Below are 23,445 nucleotides of genomic sequence, written 5' to 3'. Positions count from 1 at the left end.
TTAATCGTGAGCGCATAAATTCTAAAGGCTTTTATTGAAGGCTGAGATAATTGCTTAGATGAAATTATGTAAAATAATAAACTTAAGGTTCTCTGCTGCGGAGAACCTTTTTGTTATGAAATTATAAAAATATACAATATATTGCTTTTTATATGTAAATAAAAGCAATTGATTTTTGCATAAACAAAATGGTATAATTATGCAATAGTATGGCAAATATATTTTGCTTATTTAAGGAGAGGTATAGTAAATGAAATGTCCTAATTGCGGAAATGAAATCACAGGTAAGTTTTGCACAAGCTGCGGCACACCCGCTCCTGTCGAAGAGCCTGTAAAAGAGCAGGAAACTCAAACACAGCCTGCACAGTCGGATAATTTTGCGGCAAACAATTATAATTCCGAACCTGCACAGCAGAATGTTGCTGACAACAATTCACAGCCAAACAGCTTCGGTGCGGATAATTACAACACACAGCCAAACAATTTCGGTCCGGACGCATATAATTCACCTTCGGGTTTTGGTGCCGACGCAAACAATGCACAGCCTGCACCACAGCCGTATCAGTATAATTCATCTGCTAATCAGCCAAACGGTATGCCTGTAAATAACGGTTACACAGGTCAGCAGTTTACAAATGTTCCTAACAACAATATGCCTAATCAGCCTAAAAAAGGTATGAGCGGCGGTAAGATTGCAGCTATTGTAATCAGCGTTATTCTCGGTATCATTCTCATTCTTGGCATCATTATCAGTGCTGTTGCTTGCCATGCATATAAGTCTCTTGAAAGCGGATTAAAAGATAATATCAGTACATTTGTAAGCAATTATAACAACGAAAGTTCATATTATAATTGGGAAACATCAGACGGAGATTCCGATGTGTCAAAAGTTACAGACAATGACGGTGAAATTTATGATGAAAGCACCTGTTGCTTTTACAAGGTATTTAACGGCAACGAAGTTTCTGTCACAGGTGTAAATATGTATGATGTCGTTGACGGAGATTACACAACAAAGCACATTGAATTTACACTTCCGAGTGAAATTGAAGGCAAAAAGGTAACAGATATTTACAACGCTTATATCTACAATCCTACAAACAACGATGACAAAGATGTTGAAATCAAGGTTACCGTTCCGGGCAGTGTAAAAACTATTCAGGCATATGCTTTCCTCAATTGCGAAAGCCTTACAGAGCTCGTTCTTGAAGACGGTGTAACAGAACTTGAGAACGAGGCTATTGTAGAATGTGAGAACTTAAAGAAAATTACAGTTCCTGAATCCACAACAATTCTCGGCGAATATGCATTCGGTTTCTTAAGCTCTGACGGTATGAGCTCTGACTACACTCCTGCAAAAGATCTCGTAGTAGTTGCAAAGAAAAATTCAGTTGCGGAACAGTTTGCAAAGGAAAACAATTTCAAAGTCGAAAACAACTGATTTTAACATTTTTGCTTATTAACAAACTAAAATTTTAACAAAAACCGCTCTCTGCTTTTACGGAGGGCGGCTTTTTCGGTATATAAAGAAAAATTTGGGGTAAAATAGTATCTGCTGCGGCACAAATTAAAAAAACTCAAGTAAAAATGCCGTAAAATCGGGATAAAAATGCTTGACAAAATGATATTTGTTGGGTTATAATACTAAATTGCAGAGCAATGTGTAATTGCACCTTGCTCGCCAATCGGCTCTGCTTGTCAGAGCGGTTAATCAATTTCTTAATATTTTGGAAAGGAGGAAAAATATGCCTACATTTAACCAGTTGGTAAGAAAGGGCAGAGAGGTTTCCGAAAAGAAAGCTAAGGCTCCTGCACTCTTAAAGGGTTGGAACTCTAAGAAGCGTGTTGCTATCAACCAGAGCTCACCACAGAAGAGAGGTGTGTGCACAGCCGTAAAGACTGCTACACCTAAAAAGCCTAACTCAGCTCTCAGAAAGATTGCCAGAGTAAGACTTTCTAACGGTATCGAAGTTAGTTCTTACATCCCAGGTGTTGGTCACAACCTTCAGGAGCACAGCGTTGTTCTTATTCGTGGTGGCCGTGTTAAGGACTTGCCTGGTGTTCGTTATCACATTGTTCGTGGTACACTCGACGCACAGGGCGTTGCAGGAAGAATGCAGTCCCGTTCTAAGTATGGCGCAAAGCGTCCAAAGGCAGGTAAATAAGGAATTGACATAACTTCGGCTTAAATTGATTTTAAGTTCTGCTATGCGGCAGGATTTCTATATATATTTATGGATTTCTTGTTGGCATACGGGAGTTTGTCGCTTTCGAGTACCTATGATATCTCAATTATTGTGAAGGAGGGAAGCAAAGTGCCAAGAAGAGGTTCTATTGCGAAGCGTGACGTATTACCGGATCCGCTTTATAATTCAAAACTTGTAACTCGTCTTATCAATAACATTATGTATGACGGTAAAAAGGGCGTTGCTCAGAAGATTGTTTACGGTGCATTTGAAATCATTGCTGATAAGACAGGTAATAACCCACTTGAGGTTTTCGAGCAGGCTATGGAAAATGTAATGCCAGTTCTCGAGGTAAAGGCTCGCCGTGTAGGTGGTGCCACATATCAGGTTCCTATGGAGGTTCGTCCTGAGAGAAGACAGACACTCGGTCTTCGTTGGATTTCAACTTACTCAAGAGCCAGAAATGAAAGAACAATGAAGGAAAGACTTGCAGGAGAAATTCTTGATGCTACTAACAGCACAGGCGGTGCCTTCAAAAAGCGTGAAGACACTCATAAGATGGCTGAAGCAAACAAGGCTTTCGCTCATTACAGATGGTAATTTTTATTACCGGAGTAATTTTTAGAGGAGGATTTTATGCCAAGACAGGTTTCACTTGAACAGACAAGAAACATCGGTATCATGGCTCACATCGATGCCGGTAAAACTACAACAACAGAGCGTATCCTGTATTACACTGGCGTAAACCATAAAATCGGCGAAACACACGATGGTGCTTCAACTATGGACTGGATGGTTCAGGAGAAAGAACGTGGTATCACAATCACTTCTGCTGCAACAACAGCATTTTGGTTCGGTAGCAAGCATCAGTACAAGAAACACAGAATCAACATCATCGACACACCTGGTCACGTTGACTTCACCGTTGAAGTTGAGCGTTCACTCCGTGTACTTGACGGTTCTGTAACAGTTCTTTGTGCTAAGGGCGGCGTTGAGCCTCAGTCTGAAACCGTATGGCGTCAGGCTGACAACTACGGTGTACCAAGAATGGTTTACGTAAATAAAATGGACATCATGGGTGCTAACTTCTACCATGTTGTACAGATGATGAAGGACAGACTTAAATGTAACGCTGTTCCGATTCAGCTCCCAATCGGTGCCGAAAGCGACTTCACAGGTATTATCGACCTCGTTACTATGAAGGCCGAGATTTACCACAATGAAGACGGTACAGATTACAGTGAGGAAGAAATTCCTGAGAACATGCAGGATCTTGCTAATGAGTATCACGAGAAACTCATCGAGTCAGTTGCTGAGCTTGACGAGGATCTTATGGAGAAATACTTCGGCGGCGAGGAAATTTCTATAGATGAAATTAAGAAAGTTATCAGAAAAGCTACAATCGACAATACAATGGTTCCTGTAACTTGCGGTTCTTCATACCGTAACAAGGGCGTTCAGATGCTCCTTGACGCTATTATCGATTATATGCCTGCTCCAACCGATGTTCCTGCTATCAAGGGTACAAACCCTGAAACAGGCGAAGAAGTTGAAAGACATTCTTCTGATACAGAGCCATTTGCGGCTCTCGCATTTAAGATTGCAACTGACCCATTCGTAGGTAAGCTCTGCTTCTTCAGAGTTTACTCAGGTATTGTTAAGGCCGGAGATACAGTTTACAACTCTGTAAAAGACAACAACGAGCGTATGGGCAGAATTCTTCAGATGCACGCTAACGACAGAAAAGATATCGACTGCTGCTATGCAGGTGATATTGCTGCTGCTGTTGGTCTTAAGAATACAACAACAGGTGACACACTCTGCGACGAAAAGAATCCTGTAGTTCTTGAGTCTATGGAGTTCCCGGAGCCTGTTATCAGAGTAGCTATCGAGCCTAAGACTAAAGCCGGTCAGGAAAAGATGGGTATTGCTCTTGCAAAGCTTGCAGAAGAAGACCCAACATTCCGTGCCTATACTGATGAAGAAACAGGTCAGACAATTATCGCAGGTATGGGTGAGCTTCACCTTGAGATTATCGTTGACCGTCTTCTCCGTGAGTTTAAGGTAGAGGCTAATATCGGTGCTCCACAGGTTGCTTACAAAGAAACAATCCGTAAAGAGGCTTCTGTTGATGAGAAGTATGCTCGTCAGTCAGGTGGTAAGGGTCAGTACGGTCATGTTAAGATTAATGTATTCCCTAACAAGGACAAGGGTTACGAGTTCGTTAATAACATTGTCGGCGGTGCTATTCCTAAGGAATATATTCCTGCTGTTGACCAGGGTATCCAGGGCGCAATGCTCAGCGGTGTACTCGCAGGTTACAATGTAGTTGACGTTAAGGTTGAGCTTTATGATGGATCTTACCACGAGGTTGACTCATCAGAAATGGCATTTAAGATTGCCGGTTCTATGGCATTCAAAGAGGCTATGAGAAAAGCTGACCCTGTTCTCCTTGAGCCTATCATGAAGGTTACAGTTATCGTTCCTGACGAATACCTCGGTGATGTTATCGGCGACCTTAACTCTCGTCGTGGTATGATCCAGAGCATGGAAGCAGAGAACGGTGCACAGAGAGTAACAGCTCATGTTCCGCTTTCAGAAATGTTTGGTTATGCTACTGATATGCGTTCTAAGACACAGGGCCGTGGTCAGTATGTAATGGAGCCTGATACTTATGCAGAAGTTCCGAAGAACATTGCTGAAAAGATTATGAGCGAGAGAGCTAAGAAGGACTAATTAATCCTTTTTGCTGAATATATTAGGTTTTTTATAAAAACCTCTTGATTTTTTGCTGATTTGTTGGTACAATAGCATTAAATCTATTGTAATGTAAATTACAATGAATTACCATATTTAAGGAGGAAATTTCCAATGGCAAGAGAAAAATTCGAAAGAAATAAACCCCATGTAAACATTGGTACAATCGGCCACGTTGACCATGGTAAAACAACACTTACAGCTGCAATTACAAAGGTTCTCAACTTAGAAGGCGACGCTGACTTCGTTGATTACGCTAACATCGATAAGGCTCCTGAAGAGAGAGAGCGTGGTATCACAATTAACACAGCTCACGTTGAGTACGAGACAGAAAAGCGTCACTATGCACACGTTGACTGCCCAGGCCATGCTGACTATGTAAAGAACATGATCACAGGTGCTGCTCAGATGGACGGCGCTATCCTCGTTGTATCAGCTGCTGACGGTCCTATGCCACAGACAAGAGAGCACATCCTTCTTTCTCGTCAGGTAGGTGTACCTTACATCGTAGTATTCATGAACAAGACAGACCAGGTTGACGATCCTGAGCTTCTTGAGCTCGTAGAGATGGAGATCCGTGACCTCCTCAACGAGTATGGCTTCCCGGGCGATGAAACACCAATCATCAAGGGTTCAGCTTACCTCGCACTTACAAGCGATTCTAAGGATCCTAATGCTCCTGAGTATGCTTGCATCCACGAGCTTATGGATGCTGTTGACGAGTTTATCCCAACTCCTGACCGTAAGGCTGACCAGCCATTCCTTATGCCTGTTGAGGACGTATTCACAATCACAGGTCGTGGTACAGTTGCTACAGGTAGAGTTGAAAGAGGTCAGATCAGAACTTCTGAGGAAGTTGAGATCGTTGGTCTTACAGATGAGAAGAGAAAAGTTGTTGTTACAGGTCTTGAGATGTTCAGAAAGACTCTTGACTATGCTGAGGCTGGTGACAACGTAGGTGTACTTCTCCGTGGTGTTCAGAGAAATGAAATCCAGAGAGGTCAGGTACTTGCTAAGCCAGGTACAATTCACCCACACACAAAGTTCCGTGGTCAGGTTTACGTTCTTACAAAGGACGAGGGTGGCCGTCATACTCCATTCTTTAACAACTACCGTCCACAGTTCTACTTCAGAACAACTGACGTTACAGGTACAATCTCACTCCCAGAGGGTACAGAGATGTGTATGCCTGGCGATAACGTTGAGATGGATGTTGAGCTTATCACTCCAATCGCTATCGAAGTAGGTCTTCGTTTCGCTATCCGTGAGGGTGGTAGAACAGTAGGTTCAGGTGCAGTTATCGCTATTAACGAGTAATTCACTTTGAATTTATAACACTTTCTTAAATAATTGAGCCGATTCGTAAGAGTCGGCTCTTTTTGTGTTTATTGAAAAGTAAATTTGGGTTTTGACTATTTGTAAAATGTGGAAAAGTATGATTTCCTTTTCTTGTTGCTTTCACTTTTCAAGGCTAACACCGTTGTTTTCAAGCCGCAAAACAGCAAACTGTTTTGCTATCATTAGATTGCATAAACGGAAAGTATTTGTGGGCTTTGCCCACACCCACAACCTTTGAAAAGGTTGACCAAACTTTTCAAATTATTTAGTCACAACAGTTTGATAAGTTATTCATTAATCATTATTTTAATTATTTATTTAATTATCAAATTAAAATGCATTATTTTATGTAATAATAAAAATATATTGCTTTTATTATTTCAAGACAGTATAATTAAAAAGAATGGGGTTTTTACGGATAAAAACTCAAAAAAAGAGAAAGAGGAATTAAAATGGATAAAAACAATGGCGCAATCTATGATGCCCGCAAACTTGGCAAACCAAAGATGATAATCCTTGGTATTCAACATATGTTTGCAATGTTCGGCGCAACAATTCTTGTTCCGATTATCACAGGACTTGACATCTCGACTACCTTGCTTATGGCAGGACTCGGTACTCTGTTGTTTCACTGCATAACAAAGTTTAAAGTACCTGCTTTTCTCGGTTCTTCATTTGCTTTTCTTGGCGGTTATGCCGCTATCAAAGCGCTTGCACCCGATGACCCTAACAGTATGTTGCCGTATGCTTGCCTCGGTGTAGCGTGTGCAGGTTTGGTTTATTTCATTCTTGCCGCAATTATCAAAGCTGTCGGCATTGAAAAAGTTATGAGATTTTTCCCTCCTGTTGTTACAGGTCCAATCATTATTGCTATTGGTCTTGGACTTGCTCCGTCTGCCGTTTCAAACTGTACGACTAACTGGCTGCTTGCCTTTGTTGCTCTCGCCGGAATTGTTATATTTAACATATGGGGCAAGGGAATGGCAAAAATCATTCCGATTATTCTCGGATTGCTTATTTCTTACGGTGTAGGACTTGTCCTTTACTTTATTTCGCAGGCAAACCCTGACCTTATTCAGAATGTACCGTGGTTATTCTCAGGCGGTGCAGACGCAAACGGTGTTTATCAGCCTATTTTCGATTTCACAAGTGTAAACACAATTTGCGATAATATTGCTAAGGGCAATATTTTTGGCAGTGAAGGTCTTATCGGTATTCCGATTCATTTGGAGAAAACCGTATTCGGCGGTATCGACTATTCTAACACCGCTCTTATCGCATCATCAATTATTGCCATTGTTCCAATCGCTTTTGCCACAATGATGGAGCATATCGGTGACATTTGTGCTATCAGTTCAACAACAGGAAACAATTATATTCAGGATCCGGGTCTTCACAGAACTCTTACCGGTGACGGTTTAGCAACAACTGTTGCTTCACTTTTTGGCGGCCCTGCAAACACAACATATGGCGAAAATACAGGCGTACTTGCACTTACAAAGGTTTATGACCCACGAGTAATCAGAATTGCCGCTTTCTTTGCTGTAGGTGTATCATTCTTCCCGATTGTATCTGCAATTATCGGTTCAATTCCAAGCTGTATTATCGGCGGTATTTCATTCGTACTTTATGGTATGATTTCTGCAATCGGTGTAAGAAATGTTGTGGAAAATAAGGTTGACTTTACAAAAAGCCGTAACCTTATTGTTGCCGCTGTAATCCTTGTGTGTGCGCTCGGACTTTCAAGCGATACAGTAAGTTTTGCAATCGGCAGTGCAACAATTACACTTTCACCGCTTGCCGTTGCATCAATCGCCGGTATTGTCCTCAATGCGATTTTCCCGGGCAAGGATTATAAATTTAATACTGCAAATGCCTCCGACGCCGCTAACTTTGAAAAAGAAGTTGATCCGAAAGAGAAGAAAAAGTAAATTTATATTTAAAACCGAGTGCTGTTAATTCAACACTCGGTTTTTTTGCTTTTTATCAAAAGTTTGGGTAAATTATGCTTTAGAAAAATAATTTTGCCAAGTATTATAAAAGTTTGGTCAACCTTTAAAAAGTCTTGACCTAAATTTTAAATTTATTACACTAAACCGTGAGCTAAACAACGATTAATCCTAATTCATAATTAAAGAACCTTTTTATTATCCACAATATTCAGAAGATAATCTTCTGAATATGTTACTCAAATTATAATAAATATAAAATTTCAACACTCACCACACAAAAATGTTAAAAACTTTTCTGGTTGCAAAGTCGTTTTTCTGCCATTGCCCAATTTACTGCTTTTACAAAATCCTCGATATAGGCTTTGCGGTCATTGTAGTGCTTTAGGTAGTATGCGTGTTCCCAAACATCAATATTAAGTATCGGTATAAATCCTCTGCAAAGCGGTGTATCCTGATTTTTGGTAGTAATAATTTTCAGTTTTTTGCCGTCATATACAAGCCACGCATATCCCGAGCCAAAGACAGACATCGCCGCATCGGTAAACTCATTTTTGAAATTTTCAAAACTTGTGAAACTTTCGCTCATTTTTCTGTGCAGAGCACCACGCTCAAGCCCATGGCAATCGGGGCTCATACCGTTAAAATAAAATCTGTGATTATATACGCCGCCCGCATTGTTTATAACATCTCTGCGTTTTTCATCGGGAATACGGCAGGGATTTTTTAATATTTCCTGCAAACTTAATTTTTGAAGCTGTCTGCATTCGCTCATCAGCAAATTTAACTTGTCAATATATGCTTGCAGGTGTCTGTCGTGATGCAAAATCATTGTTTTTTCATCAATGTACGGCTCAAGCGCATTGTATGGATAGCGCAACGGCGTGTTTTCAAACGGGTATTTATTGTCCATAGCAAATCATCCTTTCAGATTATTTTATGCCTCAGCATTGCTATAGTTACCGGTTGAGTATGCAAAAATGATTTTTTATTCATATAATTGAATTTATGAAATGTAAAAAAAGTTGAAAAACGGCGTATGTTCTGTTATAATGTAAAATAGCAGTAAATTTTTTTATTTTATTGATAATGAGTTTATATGTGATAATAATAAAAGCAGGAGGTATTGCTATGGTTAAAGAAATTGTTGCAGAAGAATTTGAATCCGAAGTTCTTGGTGCAGATGTGCCTGTGCTTGTTGATTTTTGGGCAGAGTGGTGCAGTCCTTGCAGAATGATGGGTCCTGTTTTTAAGGAGCTCTCTACAGAGATTGGCTCACAGATGAAATTTTTTAAGCTTAATGTGGAAACCGAGCGTCAGGTTGCCGATTACTACGGCGTTATGAGTATTCCTACACTTATCCTTTTTAAAAACGGTGAAGAAGTGCTCAGACTTACGGGCCTTCGCAAAAAAGAAGCTATGCTTGAAGAATTAAAGCCTTATTTAAGCTGATGAGCATAAAAAATTACAAGGTAGCCGCTGCACTTGCAATATTTTGCACTTTGCTTTGGGGTACTGCGTTTCCTTTTATAAAAGTAGGCTATGCGCAGTTTGGCATAGAGGGAAACGACATAGGCTCAAAGCTGCTTTTTGCAGGTGCAAGGTTTACCCTTGCAGGAATAATGGTGCTTTTCATTTTTTTAGTCAAGAACAAGCACTTGCCTAAAATTGAGAAAAACGGCATTATGCCTGTTATGCTGCTCGGTTCGGTGCAGACTTTCGGGCAGTATATTTTTACATATATCGGCATAGGATTTACAAGCGGTGCCAACACCTCGGTTATAACCGCCTGTGCAACTTTTTTTACCGTGCTTTTTGCTCCGCTGTTTTTTAAGTCGGACAAACTGAACATTTGTAAAATAATCGGTTGCGTGCTCGGCTTTTGCGGAGTTTTGTGTGTAAACAGCGGCGGCGGTGTGACTGTCGACACGCTGTTCGGCGATTTTATGATATTGATGTCAACTTTGTCGGCGGCCGCGGGTAATTTTATTTCTAAGGGAATAGTCCGTGACCGAGAACCGATTTCGGTCACGGGATTTCAATTGCTGTTCGGCGGAATACTGCTTTTAATTGCGGGTTTTGTTACAGGCGGAAAACTTGATTTTTCAAGCATAAAAGCATTGCTTGTGCTTTTGTGGCTTGCTTTTGTATCTGCCGCCGCATTCGCAATCTGGACGGCTTTGCTAAAACATCACCCTGCAAGCAGAATTTGCGTTTTCAATTTGCTTGTGCCTGTGTTCGGCACTTTGCTTTCCGGCATTATGCTGGGCGAAAGTGTTTTTGGCATAGAAACAATTGTATCGGTAGTATTGATTTGCGCAGGTATATTTATATCTAATATGCAGATAAAAAAGAGGTGTGAGCGGTGAAAATTCAAGGTGTAATATCTGATATGGACGGAGTTATTCTCGACTCCGAAAAACTTTATGTTCGCTTTTGGTGCGAGGCAGGAAGATTTTACGGATTTCCTATGGAAGAAAAACACGCTTTGTCAATAAGGAGTATGGCTCGGCCGCTTGCCTCGGCTAAGCTCAAGGGAATATTCGGCGACGGTTTCGATTATGAGGCTGTGCGCTCAAAAAGAGTTGAGCTTATGGACAACTATGTTGAGAAAAACGGTATTGAAGTTAAGAGCGGCGCAAAAGAATTGCTTTCTTTTCTGAAAGAAAACGGCTATAAAGTCGCTCTTGCAACGGCAACTCCTCCGCAGAGGGCAGAGAGATACCTTAAGGCACATGATTTATATAAATATTTTGATGTTACGGTGAGTGCGTCAATGGTAAGCGTTGGCAAGCCTGCACCCGACATCTACCTCAAGGCGGCGGAAATGCTCGGACTTTCTCCGCAAAATTGCGTTGCGCTTGAGGATTCTCCAAACGGCATTAAATCGGCAAGCTCGGCAGGCTGTGTAACAGTAATGGTGCCTGACCTTGACAAGCCGAGTAATGATATAATTCCGCTTTTGCACGGTGTTGCAGACGGACTAAGTGATGTGAAAAGGATTTTGAGGGAGCTTGAGGATTGTAATATACAGTAACCTTGAGCAATTGAGCAAAAAAGAAGAAGGGATTGAACTCGATGGATTTTCTACAAATGCTGAATGACTTTTTTACAAAGTTTGACAACATTTTATGGGGTGTGCCAATGATAGTAATTTTGCTTGGCGCACACATTTATATGACCGTCAGAACAAAGTTTGTTCAGCGCAAAACATTTAAAGCGATTAAGCTTTCTGTTACAAAAGACCCTGATTCAGACGGCGACATCAGCCCGTTTCAGGCGCTTACTACAGCACTTGCCTCTACAATAGGTACAGGTAATATTATCGGTGTAGGTACGGCTATTGCGCTTGGCGGTGCAGGTGCGGTGCTGTGGTGCTGGATTTCAGGCGTGTTTGGTATTGCCACAAAGTATGCGGAGTCGCTTATTGCGGTGAAATACCGTGTAAAAACTCGAGACGGTAAAATGCGCGGCGGCGCAATGTATGCTATTGAAAACGGCGTATCAAAGAAAACAGGAATTAACTTTAAGTGGGTAGCCGTATTGTTTGCGATATTTGCGTTGTTTGCTTCATTCGGCGTTGGCTGCGGTGTTCAAACAAATGCGATTGCAAAGATTATGGATACAACCTTTAATCCTGACAAAACATATATGCTCCACTTCTTCGGAATGGATATTTCGACTGTTGCGCTTATTTCGGGTGTTGTAATTGCAATTTGCGTTGCTCTTGTTATTTTCGGCGGTATTAAGTCTATTTCAAGAGTATGCGAAAAACTCGTACCTCTTATGGCAATACTCTATGTTATCGGTTGTATCATTATTTTATCAATTAACTTTGATGTGCTTTGGCAGACAGTTACACTTATTTGCGAGTCGGCTTTCAGCTTTAAGGCATTAGGCGGCGGACTTGCGGGTACAGGCATTATGCTTGCGGCTCGTTACGGTGTTGCAAGAGGCCTTTTCAGCAACGAATCAGGTATGGGTTCTGCTCCGATTGTTGCATCTGCAGCCCAGTCAAGAAACTCGGTTCGTCAGGCGCTTATTTCATCGACAGGTACATTTTGGGATACTGTTGTTGTATGTCTTATGACAGGTCTTGTAATTGTAAGTTCATGTATTAAGAACCCGAACATTGATACAGCTTCGGTTGAGGGCGGCGAACTTACATCTGCCGCATTTGCACAGATTCCGTACATAGGCACACCGATTCTTGTTGTCGGTATCGTATTGTTTGCATTTTCAACAATTCTCGGTTGGAGTTACTATGCCGAGAGCTGTGTTGATTATCTTTTCGGCCCAAATGGAATTATCCCTTACAAGGTGCTGTTTATAGTTATTCTTCTTATTGCTCCGATTACATCTCTTGATATTGTATGGACAATGTCAGATATTTTTAACGCTTTTATGACATTGCCGAATATATTTGCAATGGTGGTGCTCGCACCTGTTATTACAAAGGAAACAAATTATTATCTTTACGGCAACAGACTTGATGAGTACGATAAAACTCCTGTTCCGTTTGTTAAAAGAAGAAAGTAAAATTTTGCCCGACTTTAGCATAAAACTAAGGTCGGGCTTTTGCTTTGAAGATATAAAATTACATTGAGAGTTTTATAATCAAACAGCTTAAATCAATAAAAAATATATGACCCTTTAGCAAAAAAATTCGTTTTTGCAAAGGAAGTGTTTGTTTTTGCTTGTAAACCAAGTGCAGTGTTGTGATTTTACAAAATCATAACATATGGAATCATATTATTTTTAATCATATAATGTGTTCATAATTGAACCTCCTTTATTTGATGATTTAATTATAAAGGAGATTTTCCGTAAACAGAACAACACAAACGGTAAAAAATGTCGGAATCAAAATATAAAATAAGCAGTCGGCTCGGCGACTGCTTAAGTAAGAATTTTAAGTTATCAGATTTTATCTGCAATTTCACCGAGGCGCTTGTAAATGCTGTTAGCCTCTACATAACCTCTTACAAATGAAAGCGGATAGATGTTTGTGTTTCTGCCGATTACCGAACCGGGGTTGAGTACACTGTTACAGCCTACCTCAACATGATCACCGAGCATTGCGCCGAATTTTTTAACGCCGGTTTCTATCTTTTCGTTATCGCAATTAACGGTAACAAGCGACTTGTCGCTCTTGAGGTTAGAGGTAATTGTACCTGCGCCTGTGTGCGACTTATAGCCCAAGATACTGTCGCCGATGTAGTTGTAGTGCGGAACCTGAACACCGTCAAAGAGGATAGAGTTCTTAAGCTCTGTTGAGTTGCCTACAACTGCGCCTTTGCCGACGATTGCGCAGCCCCTGATGAAAGCGCAGTGCCTTACCTCTGCATCCTCACAGATGATGAGAGGGCCGCCGAGATGTGCGGACGGATAAACAGTCGCACTTTTTGCAACCCATATATTTTCGCCACGCTGTTCGTAGATTTCGGGGTCAAGAGTTTTGCCGAGCTCGATTATAAAATCTTTGATTTTAGGAAGTGCCTCCCAAGGATAGTCGAGTTTTTCAAGAAGTGGTTTTGCAATTGTTTTGTCGAGGTCATAAAGATTTTTTATGAGCATTTTTTCATTCATTATGTATTATTTCCTTTCGGTTTAAAATCAAATTATGCTGCAAAAAACAGCCAATATCCGTGAGTGTCTTTACCTGCAATAAATTTTACACCGTCACTTGTGTATTCCGAAAAAACATAGTTCTTTTTGTCAAGCGGAGAGGTGACGGTAACACAGTTGCCCGTGCCGCACCATCTTTCGTTAAATACATTGATGCCCTTTATTACAAAGTAGTCTTTTGAAGTTTTGCCTAAATATCTGTGTTCGGTCATTTTACATCACCTTTTTTACAAATAATCTTTTTGTTAAGACGGTTATCCCAGCCGAAATTTTTAAATATAAGACAAGTTATTATTGCAAGCGCAATACCGAGTACAGCACCGCAGATTACATCTGTAGGATAGTGTACACAGTTGTAAAGCCTTGAAAACGCAATGAGAAAAGCGAGTACAGCCGTAAAAACGGCGAATTTTTCTTTGCGTATGATAATTACCGTTGCAGCGGCAAACGACGAGGTTGTGTGTCCCGACGGAAAACTGTAGCCCGACGGAATATGCCCGTTTACGGTAAAGTCGTAGGTTACAAACGGACGGGGACGGCAGATAATATTTTTTATGCCAAACTCACCGAGCAGCAATCCCAAAGTCATTGCGCAAAGCATTATAACTCCCGTTGCCCTTGTCTTTTTGAAAAGGCAGAGCGTAAGTCCGAGTATAATCCAGATAAGGCCTTTTTCGCCGAGAAAGCTCATTACAGCCATAAATGTATCAAGAAAATCACATTTTATGCCTTGTATTGACTGCAAAACCGATGCGTCCCACGGAGTGATTGTTTCAAAAAAAGACATAATTTCTCCTATTAATGTTATATGCCGCTTGCTGATATGTTTATATACATATTATAGCAAACGGCGGTTGTTTTTTCAATAAATATTAATCAACAATATATTTTTCTGCTTTAGAATACAGCTTTTCGTCAAGGATTGCCTCAACCTTAATTCCCTCTGCAACATATTCTTCGTTAATCAGGGTTGCGTTTTTACGGATTTCTGCCACAAGTCCGGCATCGGAAAAAGGAATAAGCAGAGAAACTTTCTTTACTCTTACGGGGAGGTTATCGTCAACAGCTTTTAAAAGGTCGTCAATGCCTGTGCCGTTTTTGGCGCTTATCTTGACATATGAGCCTATCTCCTGCGGAAAACTCTCTTCTTCCAAAAGGTCGCATTTGTTGAGCACGGTAATGATAGGAGTGTCGCCGCAGCCGAGTGAATTTAAAAGGTCGGTTGTAACCTGCATATGCACTCTTGTCTCATCGCTCGAGGCATCGCATACATTCAAAATAATGTCTGACAGAGCCGCCTCTTCAAGAGTTGAGCGGAAAGCCTCAACAAGGTGGTGCGGAAGTCTGCGTACAAGTCCTACCGTGTCAATCATCATAACCGTAACGCCGCTCGGCAGTTTGAGCGCCCTTGATGTAGGGTCAAGAGTTGCAAAAAGTTTGTCCTGAGCAAGCACACCCGCATCGGTAAGATAATTCATAAGGGTGGATTTTCCTGCGTTTGTGTAACCGACAATTGCACAGGTGATTACTCCGTCTTTTTCTCTGCGCTTTCTCAACATTGAGCGGTGCTGCTCCACTTCGGCAAGTTCGGATTTCAAAGTTTCCATTCTTCTGCTGATGTGTCGGCGGTCGGTTTCAAGTTTTGTTTCGCCCGGGCCTCTTGTGCCTATGCCGCCGCCAAGTCGTGACATTGCCACGCCCTTACCTGTAAGTCGGGGCATCAGGTACTTTAGCTGTGCAAGTTCTACCTGCAGTTTGCCCTCTTTTGACCTTGCACGGAGAGCAAATATATCGAGAATAAGCATTGTGCGGTCAATGGTTCGTGTGTCGGTTTCTGCCTCTATATTTCGTATTTGAGTAGGGGAAAGCTCGCAGTCAAACACGAGCAAGTCGATTTCCTGTTGTTTGCAAATATCCGAAATTTCCTGCAATTTGCCTGTGCCCACATAAGTGCCTGTTTCGGGGCGCTTTAGATTTTGCGTGACAGTAAATACAGGTTCTGCACCCGCACTTTTTACAAGCTCTTTAAGTTCGGCAAGAGAAGCCTCTGCGTCATAGTCGCCTGTGTCAACGCTGACAAGTACAGCCTGCGTAATTTTTTCTTCGTTACTTATCATTTCCATAATTTCTCCGTTTTTGTCAGAAAATAAAAGATTTTGTTTACATTTTATTTACTATTCCTTTAATAAGTAGTATAATATATCGGTATAAATTTGTAAACAACATTTTTACTATTAATTATTTGCAAATTAAATTTATATAATCGGATATAATCGGGGTTTTACAAATGGATAAAAAATTTGATGTAATAATTGTAGGTACAGGTGCTGCCGGACTTTATGCGGCACTCAATCTGCCGGAGGATATTAACGCTTTGCTCGTTTCAAAAAAAGAGCTTACGCTTTCCAACTCCTCGTTGGCACAGGGCGGTGTGGCAGCAGTGCTTGATACTGTTCACGACAGTTACAAGTTGCATATTACCGATACACTTATTGCAGGTAAATACAAGAATACTCTTGATGCGGTAGAAAAACTTGTTACGGAGGGCCCGTCGGATGTACTGAACATCAAGGAGCTTGGTGTTGACTTTGACCTTAACGAGGACGGCACAATGTGCAAAACTCTTGAGGCGGGTCACAGCAGACACAGAATTGTGCATCATAAGGATTCAACGGGTAAGGCGATTGTTGACGCACTTATTGAGGTAGTTAAGACACGCAAAAATATTACAATTCTTGACAACTGCCTTGTGTATGCGATTGATAAGGTGCTTAACGGCTTTTATGTAAGTGTTGTTAAGGACGGCGAAAGCAAGACCTACGGCTGTAACTTCTGCCTGCTTGCCACAGGCGGTATAGGCAGAGTTTATAAATACACCACAAACTCGGCTATTGCCACAGGTGACGGCATTGCTTTCGCATATATGATGGGTGCAAAAATCAAGCACCTTTCAAGAATTCAGTTCCACCCGACTGCTTTTGCGGCTGAAAAGGACAGAGAAAGATTTTTGATAAGTGAGGCTGTTCGTGGCGAGGGTGCTGTTCTGCTTAACTGCGAGGGCAGACGATTTGCCTCGGATTATGACAGCAGAGGCGAGCTTGCTCCGAGAGATGTTGTGTCTAATGCGGTTATCAGAGAGTCTATCAAAACACACAGCGAGAAGTTCTATCTTGACATTACACACAAGCCTGCTGAATTTGTTAAAAACAGATTTCCTATGATTTACGAGCGCTGTCTTGAAGAGGGCGTTGACATTACGGTCGACAAGATTCCCGTATTCCCATGTCAGCACTACCTTATGGGCGGTATTGATGTTGATACCAACTCGGAAACTTCTATTGAGGGCCTTTTTGCGGCCGGCGAATGTTCGCATACAGGTGTGCACGGCGCTAACCGTCTTGCAAGTAACTCATTGCTTGAGGCGCTTGTGTTCTCAAGAACTGCCGCAAATGTAATGACGGAAAGACTCAGAAAAGAGCGCAAACCGCTCGGCAGACAACCCATTAAAAAGCCGATTGAGGGCAAGGCGTTGCCGCATGGCTACCGTTCACAGATAAGAGAGATTTTACAGGATACATATTTTGTACTTCCAAAGCCCGAGAAAGCGGAGGAAAGCTACAACAAGGTTGAGAAAATTCTCTCTGACCTTGTATCGGACGATTTTGCAATTACACCCGACTATGTAGAGGCAAGAAGTATTGCAATCGTTGCAAGTATTATTCTTGAAGAATTTAAGGAGGGCATTAAATAATGCTAATCAACAGTATTTATGCAGATAACATTATAAAAACAGCTTTGCTTGAGGATATTAACTACCTTGATACCACAACCGACTACCTCATTGACGAGGAACAGGAAGATACCGCTAAATTCCTTGCAAAGAGCGACGGTGTGCTTTGCGGTATTGAGATTGCACTGCGAGTTTTTGAGATTTTACAGCCGACAGGTTTTGAGGCTAAGGTTTATAAAAAAGACGGCGATTTGCTCAAAAAGGGCGATATTATTGCGGAAATCTACGGCAAAACCCGTACAATCTTAAAAGGCGAGCGTACAGCGCTTAACCTTATTCAGCATATGAGCGGTATTGCTACCGCAACGCACAATGCGGTTGAAATCGTAAAGGGTACCAACGCATCTATTGCAGATACAAGAAAAACTCTTCCGGGACTTCGTGCTTTGCAGAAGTACGCTGTTACAGTAGGCGGCGGCAGAAATCATCGTTACAACCTTTCGGACGCTGCTATGCTTAAGGACAATCACATTGATGCAGGCGGCGGCATTGCAAATGCTGTTGCCAAGCTCAAAACAAAGCTCGGCCATATGACAAAGATTGAACTTGAGGTAAGAAACCTTGACGAGTTAAGACAGGCGCTTGAGGCTGATGTTGATGTAATTATGCTTGACAATATGAGCCCTGCTCTTATGAAAGAGGCTGTTGAGATTACAAACGGCAAAGCGTTGCTTGAGGCAAGCGGCGGTATTACAGACGAAACTTTAAGAGAAATTGCCGAAACAGGCGTTGACATTATTTCAATGGGTGCGCTTACCCACTCTGTAAAGGCATTTGATATTTCGCTTAAAATCGCAAAATAATTTTTATACACATAATAAAGAAAAGTAGGGTAGAATGAAGAAAACAGGAATAAATAAAAATGTGATTATGCTCTGCGAATGTGCAGTTATGGTTGCGCTTGCAACTGTATTGAGCCTGATAAAAATCGAGTTCCCGTACGGCGGAAGTATTACGATTTGCAGTATGCTGCCGATTTTAATTATCGGTTATCGTTACAAGCCGTTGGTAGGTTGTCTGACAGGTGTTGTCTACGGACTTATTCAGATGCTTTTCGGTATGTCAAACTTTGCGTATGCAACTTCTTGGCAGGCAGCTCTTATGATTCTCTTCTTCGACTACCTTATTGCCTTTGGCGTAATCGGTCTGGGCGGAGTTTTCAGAGGTATTAAAAATCAGGCAGTTGGACTTGCTTTGGGCGCATTGCTTGCAAGCGTGTTGAGATTTTTGTGCCATTTCTTAAGCGGTATTACCGTGTGGGCAGGTTTTGCGGACGGTATGCCTGTGTGGCTGTATTCGCTTATATACAACGGTTTGTATATGCTCCCCGAATTTGGCATTTTGATTGTAGCGGCTATTGCTTTGGGACTTTTGGTTGATTTCAGAAGCGAAAAACTCGGAGCAATTAAAAGAAACAAAAAATAATTTCAATCATAGGCCTTCCTCTTATGAGGGAGGCTTGTTTAAAAGGTTCTTTTTCGATAGTTGGAGTAAATTATGGTTTAGCATAATTCATTGTCGGGTAATTATAAAAGTATTTTGATAAACCTTAATTATCTTCGCTTAGGAAAACATCCGTTTAAAAATATTTGCGGAAACTTTAATGTAACAGTTACAGAATGAAAGGATAACTAAATGAACAACAAACTTATTAACCGAGAGATACGCACGCTGTCAAATTACAGCTCTCTGCCGCTTTTGTGTTTTGTGATTTTATCGCAGGTGAGCTCGTACTTTGTATATTTTATATTTGACCTGCTTAAAGGCACGGCACTTTACGATGACTACGGCTTTAAAATGCTTATAAGCTACTGCGTTATATACCTTGTTGTAATGCCGCTTATTCTGCTGATTTTCTCTGAACTGCGGGGCAAACGGGTAAGGCTTTCGCTGAAAACTTGTTTTGTAAAACCTGCAAAGCCTGCCGGTTGGGTGTGTAAGTATGTAATAATAGCAATCGGTCTGACATATTTGATTGCTGTTTCGTCATCTATTATAAGTGCAATCCTTGAGTCGTTCGGAATAAAGCTAAATACATCGGATATTTCATTCGGTAATTCGCCTTTCGGAGTAATTGCAACGGTTGTGGCTTTGCCTTTGTTCGCTCCTTTCTTTGAAGAGCTTTTATTCAGAGGAAGTATTTACAGAAATAATGAGCCGATGGGACAGTGGTTTGCAATCATTGTGTCCGGTGCGGCTTTCGGACTGTGGCATACAAACTGTGTTCAGACTGTTTATGCAGCGGGTATGGGAATTATTGCCTGCGCACTCTATGCTAAAACACGCTCAATAATTCCGTCAATGATAGTGCATTTTGTTATTAATTCAATAGGGGCGCTTCAACAGCTTTGTATGAACGGACTTGATACCGATATACTTAAGGACGCAAATAGAGAATACATTATGAACCATTACGGACAGATTATGTTTATAGGCCTTATGGAACTTGCTGTGTTTGGAATAATTATTGCGGCAATAGTTCTTTCTATAATTGAGCTTGTAAAACACCGTGGCCGCTTTCCTTTATATAAAGGAAGATATAATATGTCGCTCGGTAAAAAACTCGGTGTGTACTTTTCGGCTCCTGTAACTGTTGTTGCATATGCAGTGCTGATTTTTGAAACAATAGCAAATGCTTTGTACGGCGGATAAAAATATAAAATAAATGCCGAACTTTCTTTTGATTGTAATTTCCGTTTTTAATAAAGAACCGATAAAGTTAAGCGGTGACATCTTGTGAATGTCACCGCTTTTTAATATGCTTAATTTTAAACTGTCGGTGCTGTACCTGTAATAATTGCTGTTGCGAATGAACCTGCCGGGATTGTAACAGGTTCGGCTGTGCCTGTAGGGAAGGTGAGGGTATTGCCAACCTGCGTCCATTGGTCTGCGGTGTAAATAATTGTAGGCTGACCGTTTACGGTAAGCTCAATTCCCGTTACTGTATAGCCTGTAGGCAGAGTGTCGGTAAATACAATATTTTCTGCGGCAACCGTACCTTCGTTTTGAGCTATCAGAGTGTAAGGAAGCACTCCTCCCGAAGCAACGGTTGACGGAGCGGCCTTAAGCAAGGTTACAAGTTCCTGCTGTGCGGGTGTTATTGTTGCTGTATCAGATGCGGTAACTGTTGTGGCAAGAGGAGTGGTTGCCGTTACCGTAGCTGTATTTGTGATTTCGTTAGCCTGTGCGGCAGAAGGAAGAAGTGACAGTGCTATTGTAATCGACTGTCCTGCCGCAAGTGTGCCGAGATTTGAAATCACGAGAGAATCGGCGGTTCTTGTAACACTTGGCGAAAGCGCTGTTGCCCCTTGGCGAGCAACTATTGAGTTATCTACATAGCTAAGCAGTTTGGCGGTGGTTTCACTTCCGAGGTTATCAGACACTGTAATGTCGGTAAGATTGCCTGTTCCTGTGTTTGTTACTGTTATAACATAACCTACAGGCTCTCCCGGTACATAGTTTGTGAGCAGAGCGTCTTTTACAATAGCGACGGATTGCGACTCACGAACTTCTGTATCGACTTCGTTTGAACTTGCAGTGCGTTCATTATTAAAGGTAAGTGAAGCGGAGTTTGTGATAATTGCCATATTTTCACCTCCTTGCCTTTTTGGTGAAATCCGTAAAATTATCATCTTAAATTTTATTTGCTTTTTTATTTTTTACTTCATTTATTTTGCGAGAAACTTTACTTGTCCCTCGGTATATAGTATGATAATGAAGATAAAGTGTTACATTATATAAAGAAAAACAGACAGCCGAAGCTGTCCGTTAAAACTCAATTCCTATTCTGCCTGTAATTCCCCTGTCATACGGGTGCTTGATTTTTTTGAACTCGGTAATATAATCTGCGCAATCCATAAATTTTTGCGGAGGATTGTGTCCTGTCATAACTATTTCCATACTTGACGGTGCGTTTGTTATAAATTCGTAAACCTCGCTCTCGGAAAGCATATGGGCATTGATTGCCTCAAACACCTCGTCAAGCACAACCATATCATACTTTTCGGTAAGAGCGGTTGTAACGGCGTTGTCGAAAATACCTTTAAATATTTTTGCAGCCTGTGCCTTTTCTTTATCGTCCATATCAAAAGTAAATTTAAGCTCAAGCGGGCAGAATGTAAGAGTAACATTTTCGGTATGGCTCAGTATATGCCTTTCTCCCGAAAATTCTGTTTTTAAGAATTGTACAAACAGCACTTTCATTTTACTGCCTGCCGCTCTGACCGCAAGACCTATTGCAGCTGTGGTTTTGCCCTTGCCGTCGCCGTAATAAATGTGTTTCACAAAAATCAACTCCAAAACTTTGTATGAGTATAATTATATATGTTTAGCGCTGATTTGACAATAATGTCAAATTGCACAAAAATATATTTAAAATTTCTTGAAAGTTCTATAACGCTATATTTGCTAAAAGCTTGCAAAATAGGGGAACATATTGTATAATAATGCTTGCGTGACTGCAATATAGATATGCGATGAAGCGGGAGGTTGCGGCTGAAACAGGTCGGTTTTTCCGTGGAGTATGTCCGATTTTAAACCGGGCGATTTACAATGAAACACTGAACATACTTTGACATAGGGGTTGCTGTGTCTATAGCTATGCTCAAGAAGCTTTCAGAACGTCCCGGTTAACTGAATAGTTAAACGGGTTTTTTAATGCAGGGTGGTGAAACACCCGGCTGTGTTATTAAAAAAGTTCTAAAGCGAACGCCCGCCAACTAACGAAGAACCGCAAAAACGGTTCGGCAAAATTTTTAAGGAGGCGACGATAATGGCAGTCAAGGAAAAGATTAGAATAAGATTAAAGGGTTACGATCATCAGCTCGTTGATCAGTCAGCTGAGAGAATCGTTGCAACAGCAAAGCGTACAGGCGCAAGAGTTTCAGGTCCTGTACCGCTTCCAACAGAGAAGCAGGTTGTTACAATTCTTCGTGCTGTTCATAAGTATAAGGACAGCCGTGAGCAGTTTGAGATGAGAACTCACAAGCGTCTTATCGACATCTTAAGACCGTCAAACAAGACAGTCGAAGCTCTTATGAGCTTAGAGCTCCCTGCCGGCGTTGATATCGAGATTAAGTTATAATCCGTACCAACCTACAAGCAGACAGGGTCAAGTTGGTGAAAACCAACCAATAACCTAACAAGGAGGATACATTTTATGCAGAAAGCAATCATCGGTAAGAAAATCGGTATGACACAGATTTTCGATGAAAAGGGAGTGTTCGTTCCCGTAACTGTTATCGAAGCAGGCCCATGTGTGGTTACAGCTAAGAAGACAGTTGAAAACGACGGCTACGCATCAGTTCAGCTTGGCTATGGCGATTTAAAGCCACACAAGGTTACAAAGCCAATGAAGGGCTTTTTTGACAAGAACGGTGTAGCACCAAAGAAAACTCTTAAAGAATTCCGTTTTGCTGACACAGACGCTTACAATGTAGGCGATCTCGTAAAGGCAGACGTATTCACCCCTGGTGACAAGATCGATGTTACCGGCAAGAGCAAAGGTAAGGGTACAGCCGGCGTAATTAAGCGTTGGAACTTCCAGCGTCTTAAGGAAACTCACGGTACAGGTCCTTGCGTTCGTCACGGCGGTTCAATCGGCGCTTGTTCATCTCCTTCAAGAGTATGGAAGGGCAAGAGAATGGCAGGCCATCTCGGCACTGAGCAGGTAACAGTACAGAACCTCACAGTTGTTAAGGTTGATGTTGAAAACAACCTTATCGCTATCAAGGGTGCTGTTCCAGGCCCAAATAAGGGAATCGTTGTAATCAAAGATTCCGTAAAGGCTTAAGGAAGG

General features: G+C 41.4%; 23 protein-coding genes. 16 read left to right on the top strand and 7 right to left on the bottom strand.

The annotated features are described in order from the left end of the window. Window positions 1-250 precede the first annotated feature (250 nt). From KGF34_RS07375 to KGF34_RS07350, 6 genes are all read left to right on the top strand, one after another. Complete coding sequence (locus KGF34_RS07375) at window positions 251-1,441, top strand: leucine-rich repeat protein (RefSeq protein WP_252558585.1); 1,191 nt, start codon at window positions 251-253, stop codon at window positions 1,439-1,441. Window positions 1,442-1,745: 304 nt separating this feature from the next. Beyond that, window positions 1,746-2,165, top strand: a complete 420-nt coding sequence (gene rpsL / locus KGF34_RS07370) for a 30S ribosomal protein S12 (protein WP_022234078.1) — start codon at window positions 1,746-1,748, stop codon at window positions 2,163-2,165. Window positions 2,166-2,315: 150 nt separating this feature from the next. Next, window positions 2,316-2,786 (top strand): 30S ribosomal protein S7, encoded by a 471-nt coding sequence (gene rpsG / locus KGF34_RS07365; RefSeq protein WP_022234079.1) that lies wholly within the window; start codon window positions 2,316-2,318, stop codon window positions 2,784-2,786. A gap of 36 nt (window positions 2,787-2,822) precedes the next feature. Beyond that, the gene (fusA, locus tag KGF34_RS07360; protein WP_022234080.1) at window positions 2,823-4,922 is read left to right on the top strand and encodes an elongation factor G; all 2,100 of its coding nucleotides are present in this window, start codon (window positions 2,823-2,825) and stop codon (window positions 4,920-4,922) included. A 135-nt stretch (window positions 4,923-5,057) separates the two neighbouring features. Next, the gene (gene tuf, locus KGF34_RS07355) at window positions 5,058-6,260 is read left to right on the top strand and encodes an elongation factor Tu (RefSeq protein ID WP_186935510.1); all 1,203 of its coding nucleotides are present in this window, start codon (window positions 5,058-5,060) and stop codon (window positions 6,258-6,260) included. Window positions 6,261-6,733: 473 nt separating this feature from the next. After that, entirely contained in the window at window positions 6,734-8,212 is a 1,479-nt protein-coding gene (locus KGF34_RS07350; RefSeq protein WP_252558584.1) for a solute carrier family 23 protein, read from the top strand. A 304-nt stretch (window positions 8,213-8,516) separates the two neighbouring features. Here KGF34_RS07350 and KGF34_RS07345 read toward each other — a convergent pair whose 3' ends face one another. Continuing rightward, window positions 8,517-9,143, bottom strand: coding sequence for a superoxide dismutase (locus KGF34_RS07345; protein WP_252558583.1), 627 nt, complete (start codon window positions 9,141-9,143; stop codon window positions 8,517-8,519). A 218-nt stretch (window positions 9,144-9,361) separates the two neighbouring features. Here KGF34_RS07345 and trxA point away from each other — a divergent pair, with 218 nt between their 5' ends. The 4 genes from trxA to KGF34_RS07325 are packed head-to-tail and all read left to right on the top strand — an operon-like array spanning window position 9,362 to window position 12,769. Beyond that, window positions 9,362-9,682, top strand: coding sequence for a thioredoxin (trxA, locus tag KGF34_RS07340; RefSeq protein WP_022234084.1), 321 nt, complete (start codon window positions 9,362-9,364; stop codon window positions 9,680-9,682). Further along, window positions 9,682-10,599 carry a DMT family transporter gene (locus KGF34_RS07335; RefSeq protein WP_252558582.1) on the top strand — a complete coding sequence of 306 codons (918 nt, stop codon included), beginning with the start codon at window positions 9,682-9,684 and terminating at the stop codon, window positions 10,597-10,599. Before trxA ends, KGF34_RS07335 begins: the two co-directional genes overlap by 1 nt. After that, complete coding sequence (locus tag KGF34_RS07330) at window positions 10,596-11,267, top strand: HAD family phosphatase (protein ID WP_249376982.1); 672 nt, start codon at window positions 10,596-10,598, stop codon at window positions 11,265-11,267. Before KGF34_RS07335 ends, KGF34_RS07330 begins: the two co-directional genes overlap by 4 nt. A 41-nt stretch (window positions 11,268-11,308) precedes the next feature. Continuing rightward, the gene (locus KGF34_RS07325; RefSeq protein ID WP_252558581.1) at window positions 11,309-12,769 is read left to right on the top strand and encodes an alanine/glycine:cation symporter family protein; all 1,461 of its coding nucleotides are present in this window, start codon (window positions 11,309-11,311) and stop codon (window positions 12,767-12,769) included. Window positions 12,770-13,150: 381 nt separating this feature from the next. Here KGF34_RS07325 and KGF34_RS07320 read toward each other — a convergent pair whose 3' ends face one another. The 4 genes from KGF34_RS07320 to hflX form a co-directional block, all read right to left on the bottom strand. Continuing rightward, entirely contained in the window at window positions 13,151-13,819 is a 669-nt protein-coding gene (locus KGF34_RS07320; RefSeq protein ID WP_022234088.1) for a hypothetical protein, read from the bottom strand. A gap of 32 nt (window positions 13,820-13,851) precedes the next feature. Next, window positions 13,852-14,070 (bottom strand): hypothetical protein, encoded by a 219-nt coding sequence (locus KGF34_RS07315; RefSeq protein ID WP_022234089.1) that lies wholly within the window; start codon window positions 14,068-14,070, stop codon window positions 13,852-13,854. Further along, window positions 14,067-14,645 carry a phosphatase PAP2 family protein gene (locus KGF34_RS07310; protein WP_252558580.1) on the bottom strand — a complete coding sequence of 193 codons (579 nt, stop codon included), beginning with the start codon at window positions 14,643-14,645 and terminating at the stop codon, window positions 14,067-14,069. The genes KGF34_RS07315 and KGF34_RS07310 overlap by 4 nt, the downstream gene beginning before the upstream one ends. Window positions 14,646-14,730: 85 nt before the next feature. Beyond that, on the bottom strand, window positions 14,731-15,981 hold the full coding sequence (hflX, locus tag KGF34_RS07305) for a GTPase HflX (RefSeq protein WP_252558579.1): 1,251 nt from the start codon (window positions 15,979-15,981) through the stop codon (window positions 14,731-14,733). 164 nt (window positions 15,982-16,145) lie between these two features. Between hflX and KGF34_RS07300 the strand changes: the two genes are divergently transcribed. The 4 genes from KGF34_RS07300 to KGF34_RS07285 all read left to right on the top strand — a co-directional run bounded on the left by KGF34_RS07300 (window position 16,146) and on the right by KGF34_RS07285 (window position 20,300). Continuing rightward, a complete protein-coding gene (locus tag KGF34_RS07300; RefSeq protein ID WP_252558578.1) occupies window positions 16,146-17,609 on the top strand; it encodes an FAD-binding protein in 1,464 nt (487 codons plus the stop codon). After that, complete coding sequence (gene nadC / locus KGF34_RS07295; protein ID WP_252558577.1) at window positions 17,609-18,451, top strand: carboxylating nicotinate-nucleotide diphosphorylase; 843 nt, start codon at window positions 17,609-17,611, stop codon at window positions 18,449-18,451. The genes KGF34_RS07300 and nadC overlap by 1 nt, the downstream gene beginning before the upstream one ends. 34 nt (window positions 18,452-18,485) lie before the next feature. Then, entirely contained in the window at window positions 18,486-19,073 is a 588-nt protein-coding gene (thiT, locus tag KGF34_RS07290) for an energy-coupled thiamine transporter ThiT (RefSeq protein WP_252558576.1), read from the top strand. 210 nt (window positions 19,074-19,283) lie between these two features. Beyond that, a complete protein-coding gene (locus tag KGF34_RS07285) occupies window positions 19,284-20,300 on the top strand; it encodes a type II CAAX endopeptidase family protein (protein ID WP_252558575.1) in 1,017 nt (338 codons plus the stop codon). A gap of 116 nt (window positions 20,301-20,416) precedes the next feature. Here the strand turns inward: KGF34_RS07285 and KGF34_RS07280 are convergent, their stop codons facing one another. Further along, window positions 20,417-21,235 (bottom strand): hypothetical protein, encoded by an 819-nt coding sequence (locus tag KGF34_RS07280; protein WP_252558574.1) that lies wholly within the window; start codon window positions 21,233-21,235, stop codon window positions 20,417-20,419. A 181-nt stretch (window positions 21,236-21,416) separates the two neighbouring features. Next, entirely contained in the window at window positions 21,417-21,932 is a 516-nt protein-coding gene (locus KGF34_RS07275; RefSeq protein WP_178586379.1) for a cob(I)yrinic acid a,c-diamide adenosyltransferase, read from the bottom strand. 487 nt (window positions 21,933-22,419) lie between these two features. Here KGF34_RS07275 and rpsJ point away from each other — a divergent pair, with 487 nt between their 5' ends. Then, complete coding sequence (rpsJ, locus tag KGF34_RS07270) at window positions 22,420-22,731, top strand: 30S ribosomal protein S10 (protein ID WP_022234099.1); 312 nt, start codon at window positions 22,420-22,422, stop codon at window positions 22,729-22,731. Window positions 22,732-22,806: 75 nt separating this feature from the next. Continuing rightward, entirely contained in the window at window positions 22,807-23,439 is a 633-nt protein-coding gene (gene rplC / locus KGF34_RS07265) for a 50S ribosomal protein L3 (RefSeq protein WP_252558573.1), read from the top strand. The last annotated feature ends 6 nt before the right edge of the window (window positions 23,440-23,445 follow it).

This window comes from Ruminococcus sp. FMBCY1 (assembly GCF_023921805.1).
Lineage (GTDB): Bacteria > Bacillota > Clostridia > Oscillospirales > Acutalibacteraceae > Ruminococcoides > Ruminococcoides intestinale_A.
The sequence above is the reverse complement of the archived record's forward strand: the minus strand, read 5'-3'. Positions and strand labels throughout refer to the sequence as shown.